This is a genomic window from Pseudomonas sp. P4_D7, from assembly GCF_056401755.1.
The window spans coordinates 1-23,478 of the sequence record NZ_JBFUIR010000041.1 but is presented as its reverse complement, the minus strand read 5'-3'; the positions used below and the strand labels follow the sequence as shown (position 1 = coordinate 23,478).

Sequence of the window (23,478 nt, the reverse complement as noted above, 5' to 3'; positions counted from 1 at the left end):
CGCGAGCAGGCTCACTCCTACAGGGGACGCGTTTTATTCAGTGACTGTGCGATCAATCATCCGGCATTTCCGGCGGCTTGGTCGGCTTCGCGTTCTTCGCGCCTTTGGCAGGTTCCGGCGTAGCAGCAACTGGCGCCTGAGCCGCAGCGGCTGCTTCCTTCTCAGCCATCGGCATGGCATCGATGGTGTCAAAGATCTTCTTCAAATCCACCGACTTCGATTCGTCCCCGGAGCTTTCCAGTTTCTTCTCGCCATCCTTGCCCACCAAAATCACTTTGGGTAACTCGCCGGCGCCAAGTTTCAATGCGCGGATCAGTGCCATGGTGTCTTGCTGGCCCATGTCCTTGCCGTCTAGCTGGCCGGACATGCTGAGGATGGTGTAGACCTTGATGTTGCGGTCGGTGACGCCCTTTTTGTTGGCGGGATCCTCCAGCGACTTTTTAAGGCCTACCCACACGGGGTCGACCGTGCTTTGTGCGATCACGATCAGCGGTCGGGCGCGGCCCATATCTCCGGCAATGGGCGAATCGTTGTCAGCGGCGAACAAGGGGCCGGCAATCGCCAGCAAGAGTGTCAGGGTCAATGACCTGATGAGCATGCGCATCTCCTTTTGATATCCACGCTCTAATGATTGCGCATCGTGGCGATTGTTCCGGGACAACCCGGCAAATATCTTCCGCCTAGTCAGAAGCTTAGGACAGGCGCGACATTGCGCAACATATCCGAGGTGATCGCAACGCGGATTTGATTACCTTTTATGACCGCATTAGGGTGGCGGTTCTGCCAATGGAATGGAGTTCCCCCCCTATGCACATCGATTACCTGTGCGATCACCCCGAATTGATCAAAGAACTGGCCACGCTCAACTTCGAGGAGTGGGGCGAGTTTCGTCCCGGGCAAACCGTCGAGGACCGTATCGAACACATGCGCGAATCCTGCGGCAAAGGCGCAGTGCCCAGCGTGGTGGTGGCGCTTGAGGGTTCACGTTTGCTGGGCGGCGCGCTGCTGATCGAAAGCGATCTGAAGCTGCGACCGAACCTGACGCCGTGGCTGGCAGGCGTTTATGTGAAGGCTGAGGAACGCGGTCGCGGGATTGCTTCGCAACTGGTCAATCGAGTGGTTGCAGAAGCGGCGGCGCTGGGTGTGCCTGAGTTGTATCTGTACACCGACACGTCGCAGTCGCTGTATGCGCGGCTGGGTTGGGAAGTGGTTGAAGAGCTGGTGTACGACGGTTTGCCGGTGACGGTGATGAAATACGCCATCCGCCGGTAAGAACCCCCGTAGGAGCTGCCGCAGGCTGCGATCTTTTGATCTTTAAAAACAACATCAAGAGATCGCAGCCTGCGGCAACTCCTACATGAGACCGTATTTGGCGGGGCCGGATCAGAACGCCAGTTTGTAGCCGATCAGCACCAGCATCGTCGCCAGGCACGGGCGCAGCACTTCATCGGAGATGCGTCCGGTCAGATGGCTGCCGAGCCAGATGCCCGGCAACGAGCCGACCAGCAAGAAGCCCAGCACACCCCAATCCATATTGCCCATGCTCGCGTGGCCGAGGCCTGCAACCAGGGTCAGCGGCACGGCGTGGGCGATTTCTGTGCCGACCAGACGGCGGGTCGGCAGTAGCGGATAGAGGATGAACAGCGCAACGGTGCCCAGGGCGCCCGCGCCGATCGAGGTCAGGGCGACCATGGTGCCGAGAATCAGACCGGTGATCACAGTCATCACGTTCAGGCGCGAACCGCTCGGGTTGTAGTTGCCGCCGGCGCGTTTGTGGGCGAAGTCGAGCAAGCGTTTCTTGAAGAAGATCGCCAGCGCCGTGGCGAACAGGACGAAGCCCAGCGCCTGCTTGATGATGGCGTTCATCGCTTCCGGCGCGGTGTGCAGGGTGCTGAGGAACCACAAGGTCATGGCCACCGCCGGCACACTGCCGAGGGTCAGCCAACCGGTGATGGCCCAGTCGATGTTCTTGTTTTTGCGATGGACGAGGACGCCACTGGATTTGGTAATGGCGGCGTACAGCAGGTCAGTGCCCACCGCCGTTGCCGGGTTGATGCCGAACCACAGCAGGATCGGCGTCATCAACGAACCACCGCCGACACCGGTCATGCCGACAATAAAACCCACCACCAGCCCGGCACCGCTTTCGCGAGCAAGCTCGCTCCCACAGGGTGAAGCGGTGCTTTCCAGAGTTAATGCACCCTTCGACCCGGTTTGAAGCTGTGGTGTTTGTTGACCCACACCGTGGCCAGCGCGATCAGCGACAAAATCAGCAACGCCCACGGAAACGACATCGCCCCGGCCCGATCGAGCAACAAGCCACCAAACAACCCGCCCCCGGCGATCGCCACGTTCCAAGAGGTTGTGAGCATCGCCTGCACCACGTCGACGTGATCACCGGCCGAGTCCGCCGCCGAGGTCAGCAGCAACGTGGCCGAGCCACCAAACGACAGGCCCCACACCGCCATGCAGGCATAAATGATCAGCGGTGACGGCGCTGCCACTGCCAACACCAGCGCGGTCAGCGCAAACACCGCGAGGCTGATCAACGTCAGCCAGCGCAGCCAGCGATCCACCAGCAGACCGATGATCCAGATCCCGCCCAGCGAACACAGGCCAAACACCAACAACACCAGATCAACCCTGTCAGCTAGTCCGGCCTGCATCAGAAACGGCGCGATGTAGGTGTAGAGAATGTTGTGTCCGAGCATCCACGTCAGCACCACGAACAACACCGGTCGCACACCCGGCAGGCGCAGCGATTCGAGCAGCGGCAGACGCTCGTCACTGGCCTGCCCCGGACGATCCGGCACCGCGATCACGATCCACGCGGCCAGCACCAGAGCCAGCGCCGACATGATCCCGAACGACGCACGCCAGCCGATCAGATTGCCCAGCCACGTCCCCGCCGGCGTGCCCAGTGAAAGCGCCACCGGGGTGCCAAGCATGGCAATCGCCAGTGCTCGACCCTGTTGATGCACCGGCACAATGCCGCGCGCATACCCGGCCATGATCCCCCACGACAGCCCCGCCGCCATCCCGGCGAGAAACCGCGAAGCCAAGGTCAGACCGTAATGGCTGGAAAACGTGGTGACGGTGTTGAATATCAGAAACCCGCCGACCGTCATCAATAAAACCCGGCGCCGAGGCCAGCCGCGTGTGGCGACGGTCAGCGGAATCGCGGCGACGATCGAGCCGAGTGCATACAGCGTCACCAGTTGCCCGGCCAACACTTCGCTGACGTTGAGCCCGGCACCGATTTGCGGCAGCAGTCCGGCAGGCAGGGTCTCGGTGAGAATGGCGATGAAGCCGGTCATGGCGAACGCCAGCAACGCGGCATAGGGCAGTTTGTCCGCACGGGCGGTGCGGTCGACGCGGCTGAAATCGGCGCTGGCGGGGTCGGTCATGACGGGTGCGGCTCCATTTTGATCAATAGCGGTGACGGATTGTATACAAAAACAACCTTCACTATTCGATCAATGTGGGAGYGAGCCTGCTCGCGAATGCGCTCTTTCAGGCACTGAAGTGTTGATTGATCCACCGCGTTCGCGAGCAGGCTCGCTCCCACATTGGATCTCTGCACTCCCCAGGTTCTCGTGGAACTCACTGCACCGGCAGGAAATTCAGGAAGAGCAGACTTTGCGCGTAGTTGAGGCCGATCCGCCGGTAACGCTCATCAAGCATCTGCGTGATCAGATCCAGTCGCGCAACGATTTTGCCGAACTCGGTGGCGAAGCTCAGGTTGCTGCCCTCCTCCGAGATCTCATTGGAAAACAGCAGCGGCTGCCCTTCCTTGTTCTGCCGCTGGGACAAAATCCACGTGGCTTTTTCGATATTGCGTGCAGCGTTGTGAACGAACGTCGGGTTGATCGCATCGGTCATGTAGAACTCAGTGCGATTGCCATGAGCGGTGACCAGCATGCTGCCGATGGCATAGATGAACGCGCCGACACGGTCGCCGAGAAACTCCGGACTCATCGCATAGCTGAGCGCCGCCAGATCTTTTCGACCGCCAAGCACCGGCAACGGCTGTTGCTGCTCGACGGCCATCCGCACCTGCTTCACAGCGGCATGGATGTTGAGAAACCCTGACTTGCGCAGCTCGTCCGGGTTGCGCAGGTACAGCTTGGCTTGCAAGCGATAGAGGCTGCTGAGGTTGTCGCGCATCGCCAACGTGGCCATGCGGTCGACGCTGGTCTGCAGGAACTCCTGCGGCTGCCCTTCACGCATCTGATTGAAGAAGCCGTTGCCGTCCTGGTGACTGCAACCGCTGAACAGCAGCGACGACAAACACACCAGCAACAGGCACGGGCGGCGGAAAAAAGCAGCGATCAGGGCAAAAGCTCTCGGCATGAAATCTCGAACAGGCACATTCCTGTGCGGCGGGAGTCACCGCATCCTGGCCATGGATAGAGCCGCCGATTGCGAAAAAGTGCAGTGCACCGAATGCCCGGTCGTCCTTGCACCTACTACGACTTGCAATTTAGTCTGTCTTTATTGTTGAAATAAACGATTAATCAGCTATAAATTTTCACCTGATGAGTATTTAGTATGACTACTTTGTTTTTTCGGTGATCAACATACCGATAGAACGCCGCTTTCAAAAACAACAACAAAAAGGAAGGTCAACCATGCTTCAATCCCGTCACCTGCTCTCCGGCCTCGGACTGTCCCTGATGATCGCCACCCTCTCCGCCAACGCGGCCGGCCTCAGCGCCGAACACAAAGCTTTCGGCAAAACCAATGACGGCACGCCCGTCGAGCAATACATCCTGCGCAACAGCCACGGCATGCAAGCCACCGTCATCACCTACGGCGCGACCCTGCAATCGCTGAAAGTCGCCGACAAGCACGGCAAGTTCGACGACGTCGTGCTCGGCTTCGATGATGTCCAGGGTTACCAGAAAGGCACCGCCTACTTCGGCGCAACCATCGGCCGCTTCGGCAATCGCCTCGCCGAAGGTGCCTTCGAACTCGACGGCAAGCGCTATCAAGTGCCGCAGAACGATAAGACCAACGCGCTGCACGGCGGCCCGCAGGGCTTCGACAAGAAAGTCTGGAAGGCACAGGAAACCAAGGACAAGGATTCCGTCGGCGTGACCCTGACCTATCTGTCGGCGGACGGTGAAATGGGCTTCCCCGGCAACCTCACCACCGAGGTGACCTATCGCCTCACCGACAACAACGAGCTGCGCATCGACTACAAGGCCAGCACCGACAAACCGACCGTGCTCAACCTGACCAACCACAGCTATTTCAACCTCGCCGGCGCTGGCAATGGCGACATCCTCAAACAGGTCGCCACCCTGCACGCCAGCCATTACACCCCGGTCACCGCCAAACTGATCCCGACCGGCGAACTGGCGCCCGTGGCCGGCACACCGATGGACTTCAGCAAACCGACGGCGATTGGCACGCACATCAAGGCTGATCATCCGCAGCTGAAATTCGCTGAGCCGAAACAGGGTGGGTTTGACTTCAACTGGGCGCTGGATACCAAGGGTGATATCGGCAAAGTTGCGACTGAGGTGAGTGATCCGCAGTCCGGTCGTGTTCTGCAGTTGTTCACCACGGAACCGGGTGTGCAGTTCTATACCAGCAACTTCCTCGACGGTACGGTCAAGGGCAAGGGTGGCAAGGTGTATCCGCACTGGGGCGCGTTTACCCTGGAGACTCAACACTATCCGGATTCACCGAATCAGCCGGACTTCCCGAGTACTCGGCTTGATCCGGGGCAGGCTTACAGCCACAGCGTGGTGTTGAAGTTCTCCGCAAAATAACTCGCCCCGCCGTACCTGATCGTTCCCACGCGCAGCAAAGGAATGCCTCAAGGGACGCTCCGCGTTCCAGCTCGCGAAGGGACGCGGAGCGTCCCGGGCTGCATTCCCACGCAGAGCGTGGGAACGATCTGGTCTATCCTGCTGCCCACTAAAAGGTATCGACACATTCAGCAAGGAGGTTTGCATGCGTACCCTCGAACTGGCCGGCGTCCAGGTTCCGATCATTGGCCAGGGCACCTGGCGCATGGGCGAAGACCGCTCGGCGCACAAGCGTGAAGTGGCAGCACTGCGCAGCGGTATCGAGCTGGGCATGACCCTGATCGACAGCGCCGAAATGTACGCCGAGGGCGGCGCCGAAAGCGTGGTTGGCGAAGCCATTGCCGGCCTGCGCGATCAGGTGTTTCTGGTGAGCAAGGTCTACCCGCACAACGCCAGCCGCAAGGGCATCCCGCAAGCTTGCGAGCGCAGCCTGCGCCGGCTCGACACCGATTACATCGACCTCTATCTGTTGCACTGGCGCGGCCAGTATCCGCTGGAAGAAACCGTCGAGGCCTTCGAACGCCTGCGCGAGGACGGCAAGATCGGCCGTTGGGGCGTGTCGAATTTCGATGTCGACGATCTCGAAGAACTCTCCAGTTCCGCCTGCGCGACCAATCAGGTGCTGTACAACCTGGAAGAGCGCGGTATCGAATTCGATCTGCTGCCGTGGTGCCAACACCAGCGCCTGCCGCTGATGGCCTACTGTCCGATCGGCCAGGGCGGCGCGATGCTGGCTGAACCGCTGCTGAATGAGATTGCCGCTCGTCATGGTGTAACCCCCGCACAGGTTTCGCTGGCGTGGATTCTGCGTCAGGATGGTGTGATTGCGATTCCCAAGGCTGTGCGACCGGAACACGTGCAACTCAATGCACAAGCCGCGCAACTGCAACTGGAGGCCGGGGATCTGGCGGCGCTGGACCAGGCGTTTCAAGCGCCACAACGCAAGCAGCGGCTGGCCATGGTTTGAGCCAGCGGCTGGCGAGGGCTTCGCGATGAGAAGCACTGATCAGTACGACCCGTTCAACCTGCAACGTTTTGTCCAGGCTCAGGACCCGGTGTTCGAGCGCGTGCAACGCGAGCTCGATGAGGGCCGCAAGCGCAGCCACTGGATGTGGTTTGTCTTCCCGCAGTTCGCCGGCCTGGGCGGCAGTGAAATGTCCCGGCGCTACGCCATCGGTTCAGCCGAGGAAGCCCGGGCCTATCTGTCCCACGAGCTGCTCGGCGCCCGACTACGCACCTGCACGCAGCTTGTGCTTAATGTGCCACAGCGCTCGATCGCGGAGATTTTCGGCCATCCCGATGACCTGAAATTTCATTCCTCGATGACCCTGTTCGCTCAATTTGCCGCTGAAGACAGCGTGTTCAATCAGGCGCTGGAGCGCTACTTCCACGGCATTCTCGATGAATGGACGCTGCAGTTGCTCGACTCAAAACAGACCCAGCTGCCCCCCGATCAGGGTTGAGAAATCGTCGTCGACAAACGGCAGAATCGCATCCGCCACCGGTTGTAGTTGCCGGGTGATGTAGTGGTCGTAGTCGATGGCGGCGCGGCGCACTTCCAAAGGCTCCGGGCCGGCCAGGGTGATGACGTAACTGATCCAGCCGCCGTTCTGGTATTGCCGTGGGCGCCCGTGCTGCGCGTTGTAGTCGTCGGCCAGCCGCGCCGCACGCACATGCGGCGGTACGTTGCGTTCGTAATCGTCGAGGGTGCGGCGCAGGCGCTTGCGGTAAACCAGTCGATCATCGAATTCGCCCGCTAGGGTTTTGCGCACATAGTCGCGCACGTAATCCTGATAGGGCTTGCGCTGGAAAATCCGCTCGTAGAGTTCCTGCTGGAATTGCCGGGCCAGCAGCGACCAGTCGGTACGCACGGTTTCCAGACCTTTGTAGACCATTTCATCGCTGCCGTCGGCACGGGTGACCAGACCGGCATAACGTTTCTTGCTGCCCTCCTCGGCGCCGCGAATGGTCGGCATCAGGAAACGTTTGTAGTGAATTTCGAATTGCAGTTCGAGGGCGCTTTCCAGGCCATATTCATCACGCACATGCGCGCGCCACCAGTCGTTGACGTGCTTGACCAGCGCATGACCGATGCTGGCCGCCTCCTCCTGTCCGTGCGGGCGACGCAGCCAGACGAACGTCGAGTCGGTGTCGCCATAGATCACTGCATGGCCCTGCTCTTCGATCAGCTTGCGCGTGCGCAGCATGATCTCGTGACCGCGCAGGGTGATCGATGACGCCAGCCGCGTATCGAAGAAGCGGCAGCCGCTGGAGCCGAGCACGCCGTAGAAGGCGTTCATGATGATCTTCAGTGCCTGCGATAGCGGCGCGTTGTGCTCACGTTTCGCGGTCTCACGACCTTCGGCCACGCGCGAGACGATCGACGGCAGGCAATGGCGGGTGCGTGAGAACCGCGCACCACGGAAGCCCGGCACCGAGTCGGCGTCATCCGGGTGTTGCAAGCCTTCGATCAGGCCGACCGGGTCGATCAAAAAGGTGCGGATGATCGACGGATACAGGCTCTTGTAATCGAGCACCAGCACCGATTCGTACAAGCCCGGTTGCGAGTCCATGACAAACCCGCCGGGGCTGGCCTGCGGCGGATTGGTGCCGAGGTTCGGCGCAACAAAACCCTGGCGGTGCATCAACGGCATGTACAGATGCGTGAATGCTGCCACCGAGCCGCCACTGCGATCGGCCGGCAGGCCGGTGACACTGGCACGTTCCAGCAAAAAGGTCAGCAATTCAGTCTTGGCGAAGATCCGCGTGACCAGTTCGCAGTCCTTGAGGTTGTACTTGGCCAGCGCCGGTTTGTCCTCGGCGAACATGCGGTTGATTTCGTCCATGCGCTGGTACGGGTTGTCGATGGACTTGCCTTCGCCGAGCAGGGTCTGTGCGACGTTTTCCAGACTGAACGACGGGAAGCTCCAGGTCGCTGAACGCAGCGACTCGATGCCATCGATGATCAGCCGCCCCGCCGCCGAGGCGAAGTAGTGATTGCGGCTGCCGTGTTCGCGCCATTGCATTTCTTCGCCGCCACGGCCGATCTTCAGCGGCACGCCGAGGCGCCGTGCGTGTTCGTGGAGGATGCGTAGATCGAACTGCACGACGTTCCAGCCAATGATCGCGTCGGGGTCGTGGCGCGCGAACCAGTCATTGAGCTTCTTCAGAATGATGGTGCGCGAGTCGCAGTATTCGAGGTCGAAATCGACGATGCGGTTATCGCCGTTCGGCGCGCCGAGCATGTATACCTGACGTTCGCCGCAACCTTCGAGGGCGATCGAATACAACTCACCGGTTTCGGTGGTTTCGATGTCGAGCGAGACCAGGCGCAGCTTCGGTCGATAATCGGGGTCAGGTTTGAGCTGGGCGTTGAGCAATACGCCGTTGGCATCGGGCGTGCCGCTGAACTGCACCGGTGCGGTGATAAAGCGCTCCATCAGATAGCGCTCCGGCGGGCGCACGTCGGCTTCGTAGACGTCGACCCCGTTGCGGTTGAGCGCGGTTTCCAGGCGCATCAACTGGCCGTGTTGCTGGCAATACAGACCGAGTACCGGGCGATGTTCGAAATCCTGCAAGGCCAGCGGGCGCAGTTCGACATTCTTCTCGTCGTGCAGCAGACGTTCGGCCGCTGCGCGCTGCTCGGCGGGAATAAACGCCACCGACGGCTGATGTGGCAGGCGCACACGGCGCGGCCCGGCGTCGGTCGCCAGCCAGAACTCGACTTCGGTGCCGGCCGCGGTATCGCGCCAATGCCGGGTCAGGACGAAGCCCTGCGGTAAATCCACCACTGCAACCTCAGAAATTGAAACAGAGGGGCATTCTACGCGGCATTGCACGGGATGACCCTGGCGATAAATCGGCGCCAACCATGGAAAAAACCGGCGAATGACGTTTTTTGCGTGTTATCTGCCGCTTTGCCACCTTGCCCTGCGCGCTTGCGTCTACGATGCTTGGAGAACAACGACAACACCTGAGTAACCGCCATGAAGACCGTCGCCCAACTGCTCAAGCTCAAAGATCAGAAAAATCAGGAAGTGCACCAGATCAAGCCTGATCACATGGTGCTCGAAGCGCTGATGAAGATGGCCGAAAAAAACGTCGGCGCCTTGCTGGTGGTCGAAGACGATAAGGTGGTCGGCATCATCAGTGAACGCGATTACGCGCGCAAACTGGTGCTGCATGGCCGCTCATCCGTGGGCACGCCGGTGCGCGATATCATGGTGGCGAACGTGATCACCGTCGACACCCATCAAACCGTCGACACCTGCCTGGGCATCATGTCGGACAAACGCCTGCGCCACTTGCCAGTGGTGGAGAACGGCAAGTTGATCGGCTTGCTGTCGATCGGTGACCTGGTCAAGGAAGCGATTGCCGAACAGGCGGAACTGATCAAGCAGTTGGAGAAGTACATTCGCGGGGAATAACCCTTCAGGATCATCCCCTACCCCTGTGGGAGCAAGCTTGCTCGCGAAGGCGGAGTATCAGTCGACGCTTGTTTTTCTGACCCACCGCTTTCGCGAGCAAGCTCGCTCCCACAGGGTTCTTTAGCGGTCAGGACGGCCAATGCCGGGCAAACACCGGCGCCAGCACCGGATGCCGGTCAATTCGCTGCAACCACGCATAAAACCCCGGTCGCGTCTGGCGCAAATGCTCGCGACTGCCCGCCCAGCGTGTCACCACCGCCGCCAGCACATCCAGCGCCCCCGGCGTTTCGTCATCGAGATACAGCTCGGCGGAAAACTGATCGGCAAACACCTCCCAACTCCAGTGCAAACGCTCGCGCGCGCCGGCGACCAGATTCTGCCGCGAGGCTTCGTCGGGCATCAGCAGCCAGCGCTCCGGATAATCGATGACGCCGATCGCCGCGTAGCAGTTGCTGACGATATAGACCAGGCCGCGAATCGCCTGATCACGATCATTCGCCTTGGCTGGCAGCAGGCCGGACTTGGGAAATGTCAGGCCCAGATGAATCAGGATCGCCGCGCTCTCGGTGATGGCGCTGCCATCGGGCAGTTGCAAGGTCGGTATCTGCTTGAGTGGATTGAGCTGCGCCAACGCCTCGGCAGCTTCGGTGCTGGCCTCGACATCAATGAAACGGTAAGCGATCTGGCACAGTTCCAGCGCCGCTTCGATGGCCGCCGCGCCTGAATTTCTGTGCCCATAGAGCTGGTACATATCCAATCCCCCCGAAAAGACCATTGCCACAGGGTAGATGGCTGTAGCGTGGATGTAGAAATAATCTGCCTGTGTATCGGCTTTGGCACGGTTTTCCCATGCACTCGCGACTTGCGAATTCAAACCTCGCAAAACAGCGCTGGCGGTGCCCATCCCGCACCAAGAGCATTCATCGAACGCTATCCGCGTTCTTGTAAGGTGCGATACCGAACCAAAAGTTCGCGTATCCGAGCTGGCAACAAGGAGTTCACCGCGTGAATCTTCAAACGCTCTGCCGCATCACAGCCTATTTGCATTTATCCGTTCGCCGCCGAGTTCATCCGAACAGTCCCGGCTGCCTTCACACTTACTTTATTACCTGACACCTCGACAGCGCACTGCGTTCGCCAATGAGTTATTGGCCGACGGCAGCGTGCTATTTATTTTTTAAATAAGACTCGGACATTTACTACGCAAACGCAGTGCGCATTGAACGACAGCAGGATTGTCGAACAATAACTTTCAGCGCCACTTCAAGTGCACCAAAACTGCTCCACGGATTTGAACTATTCAATACTTTAAACAGTGATTTCATTTAACCAACAACAAGGAACATGCCCCGTGAGCCGCTAAAACATTGACCCGCACCAATTCGGTCCGCCGCGCACCAGCAAGTGCCCTGGCCGCAAGCCAAGCCGCCGCTCTATCCCGCCGATCAGCGTGATATGGCGCACAACCTGACTCGCCTGTGAAAAAGCTCCCTCGACCGGAGTAACGGCAATCTGCGCGCCATGGAAAAACCACGACAAGGTTAAAACTTATATAAATGCGACATGGGTAACACTCATGAAATACGCACTCTACATTTCAGCAATATCTGGCACAGCGGTTGCTATGTGTAACAAGCATGAGACACCGACCGTTGTCTTACGCAATAGAAGAACAACCAGGGAATGGCCAATGAACACTCAAAGTCGATGACGCCAAGCCAGTAAGTTTGCACAAGCCTTGTTAACCGGATAGTTCAACTATCGGCTTCTGCTCACCTTGAAGAAAGTTGCACCCACCCACTCGAACATCTCCTGGATGTTCGGACGGCACCTTATTGCCCTTCATCAACCCGAGGGAGCTTTAATGAACGATGCGGTAAAGCACAGAACCCTGCCGGGGTCGTTGCGGGAAGCGCCAATTCCGCCGCCTCCGGGCAGGCCGGCGTTTAAAGCCAACACTTCGCAACCCGGCGGTCTGAATAAACAGCAGATGGTGTTGCTGGTGGCTGTGTCGGCGCTGATACACGGCGGCGCCTGGTGGTTTCTCCAGCAATCCAAAACAGAGCCATTGCCAACGCCACCGCAGATTCCGGAAATGACCGTCGAGCTGACCAGCCCGACGCCACCGGCACCGCCCACACCGGAACCACCACCACCGCCTCCTCCGCCACCACCGCCGGAACCGGAACAACCGGTGGAAGACGAGGACGCGGTCAAGCCACCACCGAAACCGGTGGAGAAACCCAAGCCGATCGAAAAACCGAAACCGGTCGAAAAGCCGAAACCGGTGAAAAAGGTCGAGCCACCGAAAGCGCCGCCCGCTCCGGCACAACCTGCCGCGCCTGCTGCACCGGCCACCCCGAGCGCACCGCCAGCCCCTGCTGCCGCGCCGGGTCCGGTCAAGGAGTCGGCAGCGATTTCCGGTCTCGCCAGCCTTGGCAATCCGCCGCCGGAATACCCGTCGCTGGCACTGCGTCGCAACTGGGAGGGCAGCGTGGTGCTGCGCATTCAGGTACTCGCCAACGGTCGCGCCGGCACGGTGACGGTGACCAAATCCAGCGGCAAACCGCAACTGGATGACGCCGCCGTCGCCGCCGTGAAGAACTGGAAGTTTATTCCGGCCAAACGCGGTGATACGCCGATCGACGGCTTCGCCACCCAGACCATCGATTTCAAATTGCCGCAATAACCGAACGCTCAATCAACGCACAACCGAATAACGCAAGCGAGGTGTCACCATGAACGATTTGTCTTCGATGATTGTCCCCGGCGTGCTCTGGGGTCTGGTGCTGTTTTCCGTGGTCAGCTGGGCGATCCTGCTGGTCAAGTCGGCGCAGTACCTGCGGCAGAAAGCGCAGAACAAACAATTCAGCAAAGCCTTCTGGGGCGCGCCGGATCTGCTCACCGCCGCCGAACACGCCAGCCAGTATCCGGGCTCGCTGGCGCGTATCGCCAGCAGCGGTTTCGAAGCGCTGCTGGTGGAAGATTCGCCGCGTACCACCCAGCAATTGGCGCACACCATCAACCGTTCGGATCGCCTGGAACGCAATCTGCGCCAGCAGATCCAGAAGGAACGCCGCTCGCTGGAAAACGGCCAGGCGATCCTCGCCAGTATCGGCAGCACCGCGCCGTTCATTGGTTTGTTCGGCACCGTGTGGGGAATCATGGAAGCGCTGAAAAGCATCGGCGAAACCGGTTCGGCCAGCCTGGAAGCGGTCGCCGGTCCCATCGGTCACGCGTTGATCGCCACCGGCGTCGGTATCGCTGTCGCCGTACCGGCGGTGCTGATTTACAACTTCTTCCTGCGTCGTTTGAAACTCGCTTCGGCAGACATGGACGACTTCGCCCATGACTTCGACGCCCTCGCCTCGCGCAGTGCGTTTTCCATCAGCCGTCAGGCCATCGCCAGCAAAACCACGGCCGCCGTGCGGGAGGCCAGCTGATGTCCTTTTCCACTCAAGACAGCGATGAAGTGCTCAGCGAAATGAACGTCACGCCACTGGTCGACGTGATGCTCGTGCTGCTGGTGGTGTTCATCGTCACCGCACCGCTGATGACCAACGCGATCAAGGTCAACCTTCCGAAAACCGACGCCGTCGCCCCCGCCGAGAAGAAGGATCCGGTGGTGGTCAGCGTCGATCAGGACGGCAAGTTCTATCTGGCGAAAACCGAGCTGGCCCCGGAATCGCTGGAAGCCAGCCTCAAGGAGGTCAAGGCCAAGGACAGCGAAGTGCGCGTGCAGTTGCAGGCCGACTCTGCCGTCAATTACGGCCAGGTGGCGAAAGCCATGGCGTCGATCGAACGCTCGGGCATCACCAAAATATCGGTGATGACCACCCACTGAGTGCGGTGGCGGCCGCGTACTGAAAACACGCGTCCGGCACCGCTGACCGAATCCCGTCGCAACCAGCCGACCGAAAAAACGCCACGCGTCTTCGGAGGGGATCGGCTTGCTTGAAGAAAGTGGTTTTCCGCACGCGGTATCACCGATAGCGGAGCAATGAGGGGCTCACAAGGCCAATTCGATAACGTCTAAAAAGTCGGAAATAACCATGCTGATGAACACTCCACGCTTCACGCTCAAACCCTTGGTGGCAACGATTTCTCGTCACCGTTTTGTTCCGTTGTATCTGGTGGCCATGGGGATGGGCGCCGGGACTGTGCAGGCGGCCGAGGACGACAACGCTAACGTCCCGGCGGCTGCGGCGGTGGTTGCGCCGACCACGCAACTGCAACGGGTGGAAGTGACCGGTTCGGCGATTCGCCGGGTCGATGCGGAAACGGCGGTGCCGATCACCATTCTCAAGGCCGATGAGCTGCGCAAACAGGGCGTGACCACCACCGCCGAACTGGTGCAGCGCATCACCGGCAGCCAGTCGATCAACAACAGCGCCGGCTCCGTGGGCGCAGCCACTGGCGGCGCCTCATTCGCCGACATGCGCGGCATCGGCGCAAACAAGACGCTGGTGCTGCTCAACGGTCGACGCCTGGCCAACAACGCCTTGTCGGGGACCAACTCGGCCGGCGGCGCGGTGGATCTGAACATGATCCCGTTTGCCGCCATCGAGCGCGTGGAAGTCCTGCGTGACGGCGCCTCGGCCTTGTACGGCACCGACGCCATCGGCGGCGTGATCAACTTCATCACCAAGAAATCCCTGACCGACGGCCAATTGACCCTCGGCGGCGAAACCCCGACCCACAGCGGTGGCGGCCAAACCAAAGACATGAGCGCCAGTTGGGGCTACGGCGATCTGGAAGAAGACCGCTTCAACGTTCTCGGCGTGTTCAACTACAACAAGCAGCAGAACCTCGACGCCAACGACCGCTCCTTCGCCACCGACTACGCCCCCGGTCGCGGCCTCGATCAGACCTCCGGCACTGCGTTCCCCGGCAACTACAGCCAGAACGGCAACGCCACCAACCCGCTGGCCAACAGCAATTGCAACGGGCCGAACCTGGTCGCCCGCGACGGCTTGTGCCGCTTCAGCACCCGCGAATACATCGACCTGGTGCCACAGACCGAGAAGACCTCGTTCTTCGGCAAAACCACCGGCAAACTCGGCGACGATCACAACGTCAATCTCGAGTACTTCTGGTCGCGCAACAACAACGCCACGGCGATTGGCCCTGCGCCGTTGACCGGCCTGAGCCTCGACGGCTCGTCGCCCTACTACCCCGGCAACGGCATCACCCCAGCGCCGACCGATTTCGCTCTCGACCCGACCCAACCGGTCGACGTCAACTGGCGTGAAACTGCGGCCGGCCCGCGTGAATCGAAAGACCAGAACACCAGCCAGCGCTTCCTGCTCAGTTTCGATGGTCTGGTTGGCGGCTGGGATTACAACGTCGGCGCCTCGTACAACCAGAACAAAATCGTCTCCAGCGTCACCAATGGCTTTGTCAGCGACCAGGCGATGATCAATGGTCTGGCCAGTGGTTTGCTCAACCCGTTCGGCCCGCAGTCCGCCGCCGGTCAGCAGTACATCGACAACGCGGCCTACCACGGCGCCTACTCCACTGCTGTGGGCCGTGTAGCCGGTTTCGATGGTCGTATCAGCCGTGAAATCGGCGACTGGTTCGGCGCTGGCCCGTCCGGTCTGGCACTGGGTGGCGAATACCGCAAAGAGAAATTCCATCAGGACTTCGAGTCGTTCGCCGGCGACATCCAGAGCCTCGGCATCGACCCCAACGGCAGTGTCGAGGGCGACCGCAGCGTCAAAGCCGCCTACGCGGAAATCAACGTGCCGGTGCTCGACAGCCTCGAACTGTCCGCCGCCGTGCGTCACGACAAATACAGCGACTTCGGCAGCACCACCAACCCGAAATACTCGTTCCGTTATCAGCCGTTGAAAGAGCTGGTGGTGCGTGGCGCCTACAGTGAAGGCTTCCGGGCGCCGTCGCTGTACGAGCTGTATTCGCCGCGCAGCATCACTTTCACTCAGGGTTACTACAACGACCCGGTGCTGTGTACTGGCGGCGTGGTGCAACCGGGCGGTAACGGCGGCCGTGATTGCGGTCAGCAGTTCCTCAATCAGATTGGCGGCAACGAAGATCTGGCCCCGGAAAAGGCCCGTAACGTGACCCTCGGCTTCGTCTATCAGCCGATCAACAACCTCTCGGTGGGTCTGGATTTCTGGTGGATTCACATCTCCAACCAGATCCAGCCGTTCCCGGAATCCACCGTGTTTGATCAGGCCGGTTCCTACCCGGACCGCTTCGTGCGCAACGCCGACGGCACGCTCAACTACATCGTCACCGGCAACGCCAACCTTGGCATCGTCGAAACCAACGGTGTCGATGTGTCGCTGGATTATCGCTTTCCGAACACGCCGTACGGTCAGTTCGGTCTGGGCCTGCAAGGCACTTACGTTGACGAGTACGACTTCCAGAGCACCATCAAAGGCCCGTTCACCGATAAGGTCGGCGACTTCCAGGGTGACGGCGTGATCGCACGCTGGAAGCACAACCTCACCGGCAGCTGGACCTTCGGCGCGGCGCGGGCGGCACTGACCAACCGCTTCACCACGGGTTACAACGACTACGACCGCGACACCCACGCGCGCGTGGCGTCGTATTCGGTGTGGGACCTGTCGGCCGGCTACACCTTCAACAAGGTGCTGGATGTCGATGCCGGGATGAAGAACGTGTTCGACCGCAACCCGCCGTTCTCCAACCAGGCCTACAACTTCCAGAGCGGCTATGACCCGCGCTACACCGACCCGCTGGGCCGCACCTTGTTTGCGCGCATGACTTACCACTTCTAACCAAGAGCACCGCAAACCCAATGTGGGAGCGAGCTTGCTCGCGAATGCGGTGTATCAGTCAACACATCCTTCACTGATACACAGCATTCGCGAGCAAGCTCGCTCCCACAGGGGGGGTCGGGTTCCTTCAGGGATTTTGAGGAGTGATTGCATGAGTTTTTTGCGCAACATGGCTGGCTTGCTGCTCGGCAGTGCGCTGCTGTGCACCGGCACTTCGGCGCTGGCCGCTGGCAGCTATGCGCTGACGGTGTACGGCGAGGCGCCGAAGTATCCGGCGAACTTCCGGCACTTTGATTTTGTCGATCCCAAGGCGCCCAAGGGCGGCTCGCTGAGCCGCGCGTCGATGGAAATCGGCCAGTACAACTACATCAGTCCGTATGCCGATCAGGGCATTTCCGTGGTGCAGGTCAACGACTGGGTGTACTCGCCGCTGGCGTTCCGTTCACTCGACGAGCCGTACACCGTTTACGCACTGGTCGCGCAGCAGATCGAGCGCGATCCCGATGGACTCTGGGTGCGCTTCACCCTCAATCCAAAAGCACGTTTCGCCGACGGCACGCCGATCACCGCCGAAGACGTGCGCTACACCTTCAACCTGTTGATGACCAAAGGCAGCCTGAGTTATCGCCAGCAATACGCCGATGTGCAGGACGTGCTGATCGAAGGCCCACGGCAGGTGCGCTTCACCTTCAAGAACAACCTCAACCGCACCTTGGCGCTGGATCTGGCGACGATGCGCGTGGTCCCCGAGCACTGGTGGAAAACTCGCGACTTCGCCAATGGCGGCGGTTTCGAGCCACCGCTGGGCAGCGGCCCGTACCGGGTCAGCAAGGTCGACGCCGGGCGCAGCATCAGTTTCGAGCGCGATCCGGACTGGTGGGGCAAAGACCTGCCGGTCAGTCGCGGGATGTACAACTTCGACACGCTCACGGTGAATTTCTACGGTGACACCGACGTCGCCCGCCAACTGCTGCAGGCCGGCGCGTTCGACTACAACCGCGAGTTCTCCTCGTCCGGTTACGTGGTCGGCTATGACAGCCCGGCATTGCGCGACGGTCGTTTGCAACAGTCGATCCTCGCCCCGGACAAACCCACCGCCGCTCAGGGCTTCGTGTTCAACCTGCAGAACCCGTTCTTCAAGGATCGCCGCGTGCGTCAGGCGATCAGCCTGCTGTGGGATTTCGAGTGGACCAACAAACAGATGATGCGCGGCTTCTACGTGCGCCAGAACAGCTTCTGGCCGAAGAGCGAAATGGCCGCCACCGCCCTGCCCGACGCCGAAGAATTGAAGATCCTCGAACCGCTGCGTGGGCAGATTCCCGACGAGGTCTTCACCGAGGTTTATCAGGCGCCGAAAACCGATGGCAGCGGCTACATTCGCGACAAGCAACTGCAAGCGTTGCAGCTGCTCGCCGAGGCCGGCTGGACACCGCAACACAATCGCTTGGTCAATGCTGCCGGCGAGCCGCTGGAGTTCACTTTTCTCGACGGTCAGGGCGGCTTCGATCGCATGTTGCTGCCGTTCAAGCGCACCCTCGCGCAGATCGGCATCACCCTCAATTTGCGGCGCATCGATTCAGCGCAATACGTCAACCGCCTCAACGCCCGCGACTACGACATGATCGTCACCAGTTTCCCGCGCAGCGGCGATCCGATCGTCTCCCCCGGCCGCGAGTTGTACAGCCTGTACGCCTCGCAAAGCGCCACGCAAGTCGGCAGCTCGAACTCGATGGTGCTGGCCAATCCGGCGGTCGATCAACTGATTGACGGACTGGTCCAGGCCAACAGCCGCGAAGCCATGGTGCATTACGCCCGCGCCCTCGACCGGGTGCTGCAATGGGGTTACTACATGATTCCCAACTATTACTCCAAAGGCACGCCGACGGTGTATCAGAACCGCTTCGGCATGCCGGCCGTGCAACCGGCCTACGACGAAGGCCTCAACACCTGGTGGGAGATATCGGCCAAGGCGCTGACCACGCAACAAATGCACAGCCAGCTTGCGGGGGGCCAGTGACATGTTGCGTTATCTGAGTCGACGTTTGCTGCTGATCATCCCCACGCTGCTGTGCATTCTGGTGGTGAATTTTCTCATCGTGCAGGCCGCGCCGGGTGGGCCGGTGGAGCAAGCCATCGCGCGCTTGCAAGGGTTCGGCGGGCATAGCATGGGCGGCGGTGGCGAGGTCGCTGCGGTTGGCGGCGCCGGGCGCAGCAGCCGTGGCCTCGATCCGGCGTTGATCGAGGAGATCAAACACCATTACGGCTTCGACAAGCCGATGCACGAACGCCTGTGGTTGATGCTGAAAAACTACGCGCAGCTGGATCTGGGCAGCAGTTTTTTTCGCGGCGCCAAGGTCACTGATCTGATCGTGCAGAAGTTGCCGGTCTCGCTGTCGCTGGGTTTATGGGCGACGCTGATCACCTACCTGATTTCGATCCCGCTGGGCATTCGCAAAGCGATAAGGAACGGCAGCGCGTTTGATGTCTGGAGCAGCACGGCGATCATCATCGGCTATGCGATGCCGGCGTTCCTGTTCGCGATTCTGTTGATCGTGGTGTTTGCCGGTGGCAGCTACGTCAACTGGTTTCCGGTGCAAGGGCTGGTCTCGGACAACTTCGACAGCCTCAGCACATTGGGCAAGGTCGGCGACTACCTCTGGCACCTGGTATTGCCAGTGACGGCGTTGGTGATCGGCGGCTTTGCGACGTTGACGATCCTCACCAAAAACAGCTTCCTCAACGAGATCAGCCGTCAGTACGTGATCACCGCACGGGCCAAGGGTTTGACCGAGAGGCGCGTGCTCTACGGCCATGTGTTTCGCAACGCCATGTTGTTGGTGGTGGCCGGTGTGCCGTCGGCACTGATCGAGGTGTTTTTCGCCGGTTCCCTGCTGATCGAAACCATCTTCAACCTCGACGGCCTCGGGCGCATGAGCTACGAAGCGGCGGTATCGCGCGACTACCCGGTGGTGTTCGGCGCGCTGTTTCTGTTCACCCTGTTCGGCCTGTTGATCAAGCTGATCGGCGACCTCTGCTACACCCTGCTCGACCCGCGCATCGACTTCTCGGCGAGGACTGCCTGATGTTCACTCTTTCTCCTCTCGGTCAGCGTCGCGTTGCGCAATTCAAAGCCAATCGGCGCGGACGCTGGTCGTTGTGGCTGTTTATCGGACTGTGCCTGATTTGTCTGGGCGGTGAGTTGATCGCCAACGACAAGCCGCTGGTGATCCGTTATCACGACGCCTTTTACTTCCCGATCCTCAGTGATTACCTGGAAACCGATTTCGGCGGCGAGCTGCCGTTTCAGCCGGATTACGCCAGCAATTATGTGCACAAACTGATCGAGGATCAGGGCGGCTGGATGCTGTTTCCGCCGATCCCGTTCAGTTACGACACGGTCAATTACGACCTCAGCGAACCGGCACCGAGTCCGCCGTCATCGAGCAATTGGCTGGGCACCGATGATCAGGCGCGCGACGTGTTGGCGCGGGTGATTTTCGGCACGCGGATTTCGATTCTGTTTGCGCTGATCCTCACTGGCATCAGTGCGTTGATCGGCATCGTTGCCGGGGCGTTGCAGGGTTATTACGGTGGCTGGGTCGACTTGCTCGGACAACGGCTGCTGGAGATCTGGTCGGGGTTGCCGGTGCTGTACCTGCTGATCATTTTGTCCGGGTTTGTCTCGCCGAGTTTCTGGTGGTTGCTGGGGATCATGGCGTTGTTTTCCTGGCTGGCGCTGGTCGATGTGGTGCGTGCCGAGTTTCTGCGCGGACGCAATCTGGAATACGTCAAAGCCGCGCGAGCGCTGGGCCTGACCGACAACGAACTGATGTGCCGGCACATCCTGCCCAACGCGATGACCTCCACCCTCACCTACCTGCCGTTCATTCTGACCGGCGCCATCGCCACGCTGACCGCACTGGATTTTCTCGGCTTCGGCATGCCGGCCGGCACCGCGTCGCTGGGCGAGTTGATCGGTCAGGCCAAGCGCAATCTGCAAGCGCCGTGGCTGGGGTTGACGGCGTTTTTTGCCTTGGCGCTGATTTTGTCTTTGTTGGTTTTCATCGGTGAGGCTTGCCGTGATGCGTTTGATCCAAGGAGCTGAGATGAACGACAACCTGATTGAAATTCGCGATCTGCGCGTGGCCTTCGCCGGGCAGGAAGTGGTGCACGGTTTGAACCTGGATATCCGCCGCGGCGAGTGTCTGGCACTGGTCGGCGAATCCGGCTCGGGCAAGTCGGTGACCGCGCATTCGATTCTGCGTTTGTTGCCGGGCAAGAACGTCAGCAGCAGCGGCGCGATCCGCTACAACGACGTGGACTTGTTGCACGCCAGCGAGCAGCAGATGCGCGGCCTGCGCGGCAACCGCATTGCGATGATTTTCCAGGAGCCGATGACCTCGCTGAACCCGCTGCACACCGTGGAAAAGCAAGTCAGCGAAGTACTGGAAATTCACAAAGGCCTCAAGGGCCGCGCTGCCCGCGAACGGACTCTGGAGCTGCTGGAACTGGTCGGCATTCGCCAGCCGTTGCAGCGTTTGAAAGCCTATCCACATCAGCTTTCCGGCGGACAACGGCAACGGGTGATGATCGCCATGGCGCTGGCCAACGAGCCGGAACTGTTGATCGCCGATGAGCCGACCACGGCGCTGGATGTCACGGTGCAGCAGAAGATTCTCGAACTGCTGATCGAGTTGCAGCAACGGTTGGGCATGTCGCTGTTGCTGATCAGCCATGACCTCAATCTGGTCCGGCGTATCGCTCAGCGCGTGTGCGTGATGCGTAAAGGCGAGATCGTTGAGCAGGCCGATTGCGAAACGCTGTTTCGCGCGCCGCAGCATCCTTACAGTCGCTTGCTGATCGAGGCCGAACCGAGCGGTGCGCCGGTGCCCAGTGAGTACGACCACAACCTGCTCGAAGTCGATGATTTGAAGGTGTGGTTTCCATTGCCCAAGGCGTTGTTCAGTCGCCAGCAGGATTACATCAAAGCGGTGGACGGCGTGAGTTTCACCCTCCAACGCGGCAAGACTTTGGGGATTGTCGGCGAGTCCGGTTCAGGAAAATCGACGCTGGGTCAGGCGATCCTGCGGCTGGTCGAATCGGAGGGCAATATCCGCTTCGGCAACAAGCAACTGAGCCTGCTCAATCAGCGCTTGATGCGGCCGTTGCGGCGGCAGATTCAAGTGGTGTTCCAGGACCCGTTCGGCAGCCTCAGCCCACGGATGTCAGTGCAGCAGATTATTGCCGAAGGCTTGCTGACTCACGGTATCGGCACTGAGGCTGAGCGGGAAGCGGCGGTGATCCGGGTGCTGGAGGAAGTCGGTCTCGACCCGCAGAGCCGCCATCGTTATCCCCACGAGTTTTCCGGCGGCCAGCGCCAACGCATTTCCATCGCCCGCGCACTGGTGCTGGAGCCGGCGCTGATTCTGTTGGATGAACCGACGTCGGCGCTGGATCGCACGGTGCAGAAACAGGTGGTGGAGTTGTTGCGGCAGTTGCAGATCAGGCATGGGCTGACCTATTTGTTCATCAGCCATGATCTGGCGGTGGTACATGCGCTGGCGCATGACTTGATGGTGATCAAGGATGGCAAGGTGGTGGAGCAGGGTTCGTCGCGGGAGATTTTTGCCGCGCCCAAACACCCTTATACCCAGGAACTCCTGAAAGCCTCCGGCCTCAAGCCCGACACAAAACCCTGTGGGAGCGAGCTTGCTCGCGAAAGCGGTGGATCAGTCACCACCTCTATTAGCTGAAAGGCCGCCTTCGCGAGCAAGCTCGCTCCCACAGGGAAAATCGGTGGGGTTTGAAATTTATTTTCCGGCCACTGCATCCAAACGCCTCCGTCACGGGTAGTCCCTGTAACAGCCCTCTTCGGCTGTCAGCGGTCTACCCTTTTTTGGAGATAACACTGATGAACATCACTCAACTGATTGGCCTCACCGGTTTGCTCGCCCTGTCCTCGACGACCTTCGCCCAAAGCAGTTACCCCGACGCGATCAAAGTGCCGGACGGCCACAAGATCGCCATGGAAACCACCGGCGTCGGCGAGATCACCTACGAGTGCCGCGACAAGCCTAACGCGGCCGGGCAGACCGAGTGGACGTTTGTCGGTCCGAAAGCGGTGCTCAATGATCGCAGCGGCAAGCAGGTCGGCACCTACTTCGGCCCGCCAGCGACCTGGCAGGCCAAGGACGGTTCGAAAGTCACCGGCACACAACTGGCCGTGGCGCCGTCGACTCCTGGCAACCTGCCCTATCAACTGGTCAAGGCCAACCCGGCCGAGGGTAAAGGCGCGATGAGCGGCGTGAGTTACATCCAGCGTGTCGCGCTCAAGGGCGGCGTGGCACCGGGCAGTGAATGCACGACGGCGAACAAGGGCAAGCAGGAAGTGGTGAAGTACCAGGCCGATTACATCTTCTGGGCGGCGAACTGACTTCTGGCACCACTGATAAACCCTGTGGGAGCGGG

At 60.3% G+C, this 23,478-nt stretch carries 20 protein-coding genes; 14 read left to right on the top strand and 6 right to left on the bottom strand.

Annotated elements, in window-relative coordinates; all coding sequences use genetic code 11:
* Window positions 1-52 precede the first annotated feature (52 nt).
* The gene (locus tag AC1DVF_RS22265; protein WP_477783145.1) at window positions 53-598 is read right to left on the bottom strand and encodes a DUF4174 domain-containing protein; all 546 of its coding nucleotides are present in this window, start codon (window positions 596-598) and stop codon (window positions 53-55) included.
* A 209-nt stretch (window positions 599-807) separates the two neighbouring features.
* Between AC1DVF_RS22265 and AC1DVF_RS22260 the strand changes: the two genes are divergently transcribed.
* Window positions 808-1,272: a GNAT family N-acetyltransferase gene (locus AC1DVF_RS22260; RefSeq protein ID WP_460129402.1), complete on the top strand. Its 465-nt coding sequence runs from the start codon at window positions 808-810 to the stop codon at window positions 1,270-1,272.
* 111 nt (window positions 1,273-1,383) lie between these two features.
* On the opposite strand, the gene AC1DVF_RS22255 is transcribed toward AC1DVF_RS22260, so the two are convergent.
* The 3 genes from AC1DVF_RS22255 to AC1DVF_RS22245 form a co-directional block, all read right to left on the bottom strand.
* Complete coding sequence (locus AC1DVF_RS22255) at window positions 1,384-2,190, bottom strand: sulfite exporter TauE/SafE family protein (protein ID WP_477783156.1); 807 nt, start codon at window positions 2,188-2,190, stop codon at window positions 1,384-1,386.
* Between the two features lie 2 nt (window positions 2,191-2,192).
* Window positions 2,193-3,407, bottom strand: a complete 1,215-nt coding sequence (locus AC1DVF_RS22250; protein ID WP_460129404.1) for an MFS transporter — start codon at window positions 3,405-3,407, stop codon at window positions 2,193-2,195.
* A gap of 196 nt (window positions 3,408-3,603) precedes the next feature.
* Window positions 3,604-4,353: a hypothetical protein gene (locus AC1DVF_RS22245; RefSeq protein ID WP_186624135.1), complete on the bottom strand. Its 750-nt coding sequence runs from the start codon at window positions 4,351-4,353 to the stop codon at window positions 3,604-3,606.
* Window positions 4,354-4,631: 278 nt separating this feature from the next.
* On the opposite strand from AC1DVF_RS22245, the gene AC1DVF_RS22240 reads away from it, so the two are divergent.
* From AC1DVF_RS22240 to AC1DVF_RS22230, 3 genes are all read left to right on the top strand, one after another.
* On the top strand, window positions 4,632-5,780 hold the full coding sequence (locus tag AC1DVF_RS22240) for an aldose epimerase family protein (RefSeq protein ID WP_460065197.1): 1,149 nt from the start codon (window positions 4,632-4,634) through the stop codon (window positions 5,778-5,780).
* A 184-nt stretch (window positions 5,781-5,964) separates the two neighbouring features.
* Window positions 5,965-6,786 carry an aldo/keto reductase gene (locus tag AC1DVF_RS22235; protein WP_460091515.1) on the top strand — a complete coding sequence of 274 codons (822 nt, stop codon included), beginning with the start codon at window positions 5,965-5,967 and terminating at the stop codon, window positions 6,784-6,786.
* A 25-nt stretch (window positions 6,787-6,811) separates the two neighbouring features.
* A complete protein-coding gene (locus AC1DVF_RS22230) occupies window positions 6,812-7,282 on the top strand; it encodes a DUF1810 domain-containing protein (RefSeq protein ID WP_460091517.1) in 471 nt (156 codons plus the stop codon).
* Here AC1DVF_RS22230 and AC1DVF_RS22225 read toward each other — a convergent pair.
* Window positions 7,247-9,607 (bottom strand): DNA polymerase II, encoded by a 2,361-nt coding sequence (locus tag AC1DVF_RS22225; protein ID WP_477783144.1) that lies wholly within the window; start codon window positions 9,605-9,607, stop codon window positions 7,247-7,249. The two genes, AC1DVF_RS22230 and AC1DVF_RS22225, sit on opposite strands and share 36 nt — an antisense overlap.
* Window positions 9,608-9,805: 198 nt before the next feature.
* Between AC1DVF_RS22225 and AC1DVF_RS22220 the strand changes: the two genes are divergently transcribed.
* Complete coding sequence (locus AC1DVF_RS22220; protein ID WP_477783143.1) at window positions 9,806-10,246, top strand: CBS domain-containing protein; 441 nt, start codon at window positions 9,806-9,808, stop codon at window positions 10,244-10,246.
* Between the two features lie 127 nt (window positions 10,247-10,373).
* On the opposite strand, the gene AC1DVF_RS22215 is transcribed toward AC1DVF_RS22220, so the two are convergent.
* Window positions 10,374-10,997 (bottom strand): glutathione S-transferase, encoded by a 624-nt coding sequence (locus AC1DVF_RS22215; protein WP_093433937.1) that lies wholly within the window; start codon window positions 10,995-10,997, stop codon window positions 10,374-10,376.
* Window positions 10,998-12,110: 1,113 nt separating this feature from the next.
* Between AC1DVF_RS22215 and AC1DVF_RS22210 the strand changes: the two genes are divergently transcribed.
* The 9 genes from AC1DVF_RS22210 (at window position 12,111) to AC1DVF_RS22170 (ending at window position 23,443) form a co-directional block, all read left to right on the top strand.
* A complete protein-coding gene (locus AC1DVF_RS22210; RefSeq protein ID WP_194936012.1) occupies window positions 12,111-12,935 on the top strand; it encodes an energy transducer TonB in 825 nt (274 codons plus the stop codon).
* A gap of 67 nt (window positions 12,936-13,002) precedes the next feature.
* The gene (locus AC1DVF_RS22205; protein WP_371748312.1) at window positions 13,003-13,689 is read left to right on the top strand and encodes a MotA/TolQ/ExbB proton channel family protein; all 687 of its coding nucleotides are present in this window, start codon (window positions 13,003-13,005) and stop codon (window positions 13,687-13,689) included.
* Complete coding sequence (locus tag AC1DVF_RS22200; protein ID WP_093433931.1) at window positions 13,689-14,090, top strand: ExbD/TolR family protein; 402 nt, start codon at window positions 13,689-13,691, stop codon at window positions 14,088-14,090. Before AC1DVF_RS22205 ends, AC1DVF_RS22200 begins: the two co-directional genes overlap by 1 nt.
* 208 nt (window positions 14,091-14,298) lie before the next feature.
* Window positions 14,299-17,010: a TonB-dependent receptor gene (locus AC1DVF_RS22195; protein WP_177413120.1), complete on the top strand. Its 2,712-nt coding sequence runs from the start codon at window positions 14,299-14,301 to the stop codon at window positions 17,008-17,010.
* 151 nt (window positions 17,011-17,161) lie between these two features.
* Window positions 17,162-19,027: an extracellular solute-binding protein gene (locus AC1DVF_RS22190; RefSeq protein ID WP_477783142.1), complete on the top strand. Its 1,866-nt coding sequence runs from the start codon at window positions 17,162-17,164 to the stop codon at window positions 19,025-19,027.
* A 1-nt stretch (window position 19,028) separates the two neighbouring features.
* Window positions 19,029-20,093 carry a microcin C ABC transporter permease YejB gene (locus AC1DVF_RS22185; protein WP_127929047.1) on the top strand — a complete coding sequence of 355 codons (1,065 nt, stop codon included), beginning with the start codon at window positions 19,029-19,031 and terminating at the stop codon, window positions 20,091-20,093.
* On the top strand, window positions 20,093-21,115 hold the full coding sequence (locus AC1DVF_RS22180; protein ID WP_320337542.1) for an ABC transporter permease: 1,023 nt from the start codon (window positions 20,093-20,095) through the stop codon (window positions 21,113-21,115). Before AC1DVF_RS22185 ends, AC1DVF_RS22180 begins: the two co-directional genes overlap by 1 nt.
* A gap of 1 nt (window position 21,116) precedes the next feature.
* Window positions 21,117-22,763, top strand: coding sequence for an ABC transporter ATP-binding protein (locus AC1DVF_RS22175; protein ID WP_477783141.1), 1,647 nt, complete (start codon window positions 21,117-21,119; stop codon window positions 22,761-22,763).
* Between the two features lie 158 nt (window positions 22,764-22,921).
* Window positions 22,922-23,443: a DUF3455 domain-containing protein gene (locus tag AC1DVF_RS22170; RefSeq protein WP_093433916.1), complete on the top strand. Its 522-nt coding sequence runs from the start codon at window positions 22,922-22,924 to the stop codon at window positions 23,441-23,443.
* The last annotated feature ends 35 nt before the right edge of the window (window positions 23,444-23,478 follow it).

Coding starts and splice junctions, on each gene's coding strand:
- AC1DVF_RS22265 (WP_477783145.1), bottom strand. CDS start 598: ATGCTCATCAGGTCATTGACCCTGACACTCTTGCTGGCGATTGCCGGC.
- AC1DVF_RS22260 (WP_460129402.1), top strand. CDS start 808: ATGCACATCGATTACCTGTGCGATCACCCCGAATTGATCAAAGAACTG.
- AC1DVF_RS22250 (WP_460129404.1), bottom strand. CDS start 3,407: ATGACCGACCCCGCCAGCGCCGATTTCAGCCGCGTCGACCGCACCGCC.
- AC1DVF_RS22245 (WP_186624135.1), bottom strand. CDS start 4,353: ATGCCGAGAGCTTTTGCCCTGATCGCTGCTTTTTTCCGCCGCCCGTGC.
- AC1DVF_RS22240 (WP_460065197.1), top strand. CDS start 4,632: ATGCTTCAATCCCGTCACCTGCTCTCCGGCCTCGGACTGTCCCTGATG.
- AC1DVF_RS22235 (WP_460091515.1), top strand. CDS start 5,965: ATGCGTACCCTCGAACTGGCCGGCGTCCAGGTTCCGATCATTGGCCAG.
- AC1DVF_RS22230 (WP_460091517.1), top strand. CDS start 6,812: ATGAGAAGCACTGATCAGTACGACCCGTTCAACCTGCAACGTTTTGTC.
- AC1DVF_RS22220 (WP_477783143.1), top strand. CDS start 9,806: ATGAAGACCGTCGCCCAACTGCTCAAGCTCAAAGATCAGAAAAATCAG.
- AC1DVF_RS22215 (WP_093433937.1), bottom strand. CDS start 10,997: ATGTACCAGCTCTATGGGCACAGAAATTCAGGCGCGGCGGCCATCGAA.
- AC1DVF_RS22210 (WP_194936012.1), top strand. CDS start 12,111: ATGAACGATGCGGTAAAGCACAGAACCCTGCCGGGGTCGTTGCGGGAA.
- AC1DVF_RS22205 (WP_371748312.1), top strand. CDS start 13,003: ATGATTGTCCCCGGCGTGCTCTGGGGTCTGGTGCTGTTTTCCGTGGTC.
- AC1DVF_RS22200 (WP_093433931.1), top strand. CDS start 13,689: ATGTCCTTTTCCACTCAAGACAGCGATGAAGTGCTCAGCGAAATGAAC.
- AC1DVF_RS22195 (WP_177413120.1), top strand. CDS start 14,299: ATGCTGATGAACACTCCACGCTTCACGCTCAAACCCTTGGTGGCAACG.
- AC1DVF_RS22190 (WP_477783142.1), top strand. CDS start 17,162: ATGAGTTTTTTGCGCAACATGGCTGGCTTGCTGCTCGGCAGTGCGCTG.
- AC1DVF_RS22185 (WP_127929047.1), top strand. CDS start 19,029: ATGTTGCGTTATCTGAGTCGACGTTTGCTGCTGATCATCCCCACGCTG.
- AC1DVF_RS22180 (WP_320337542.1), top strand. CDS start 20,093: ATGTTCACTCTTTCTCCTCTCGGTCAGCGTCGCGTTGCGCAATTCAAA.
- AC1DVF_RS22175 (WP_477783141.1), top strand. CDS start 21,117: ATGAACGACAACCTGATTGAAATTCGCGATCTGCGCGTGGCCTTCGCC.
- AC1DVF_RS22170 (WP_093433916.1), top strand. CDS start 22,922: ATGAACATCACTCAACTGATTGGCCTCACCGGTTTGCTCGCCCTGTCC.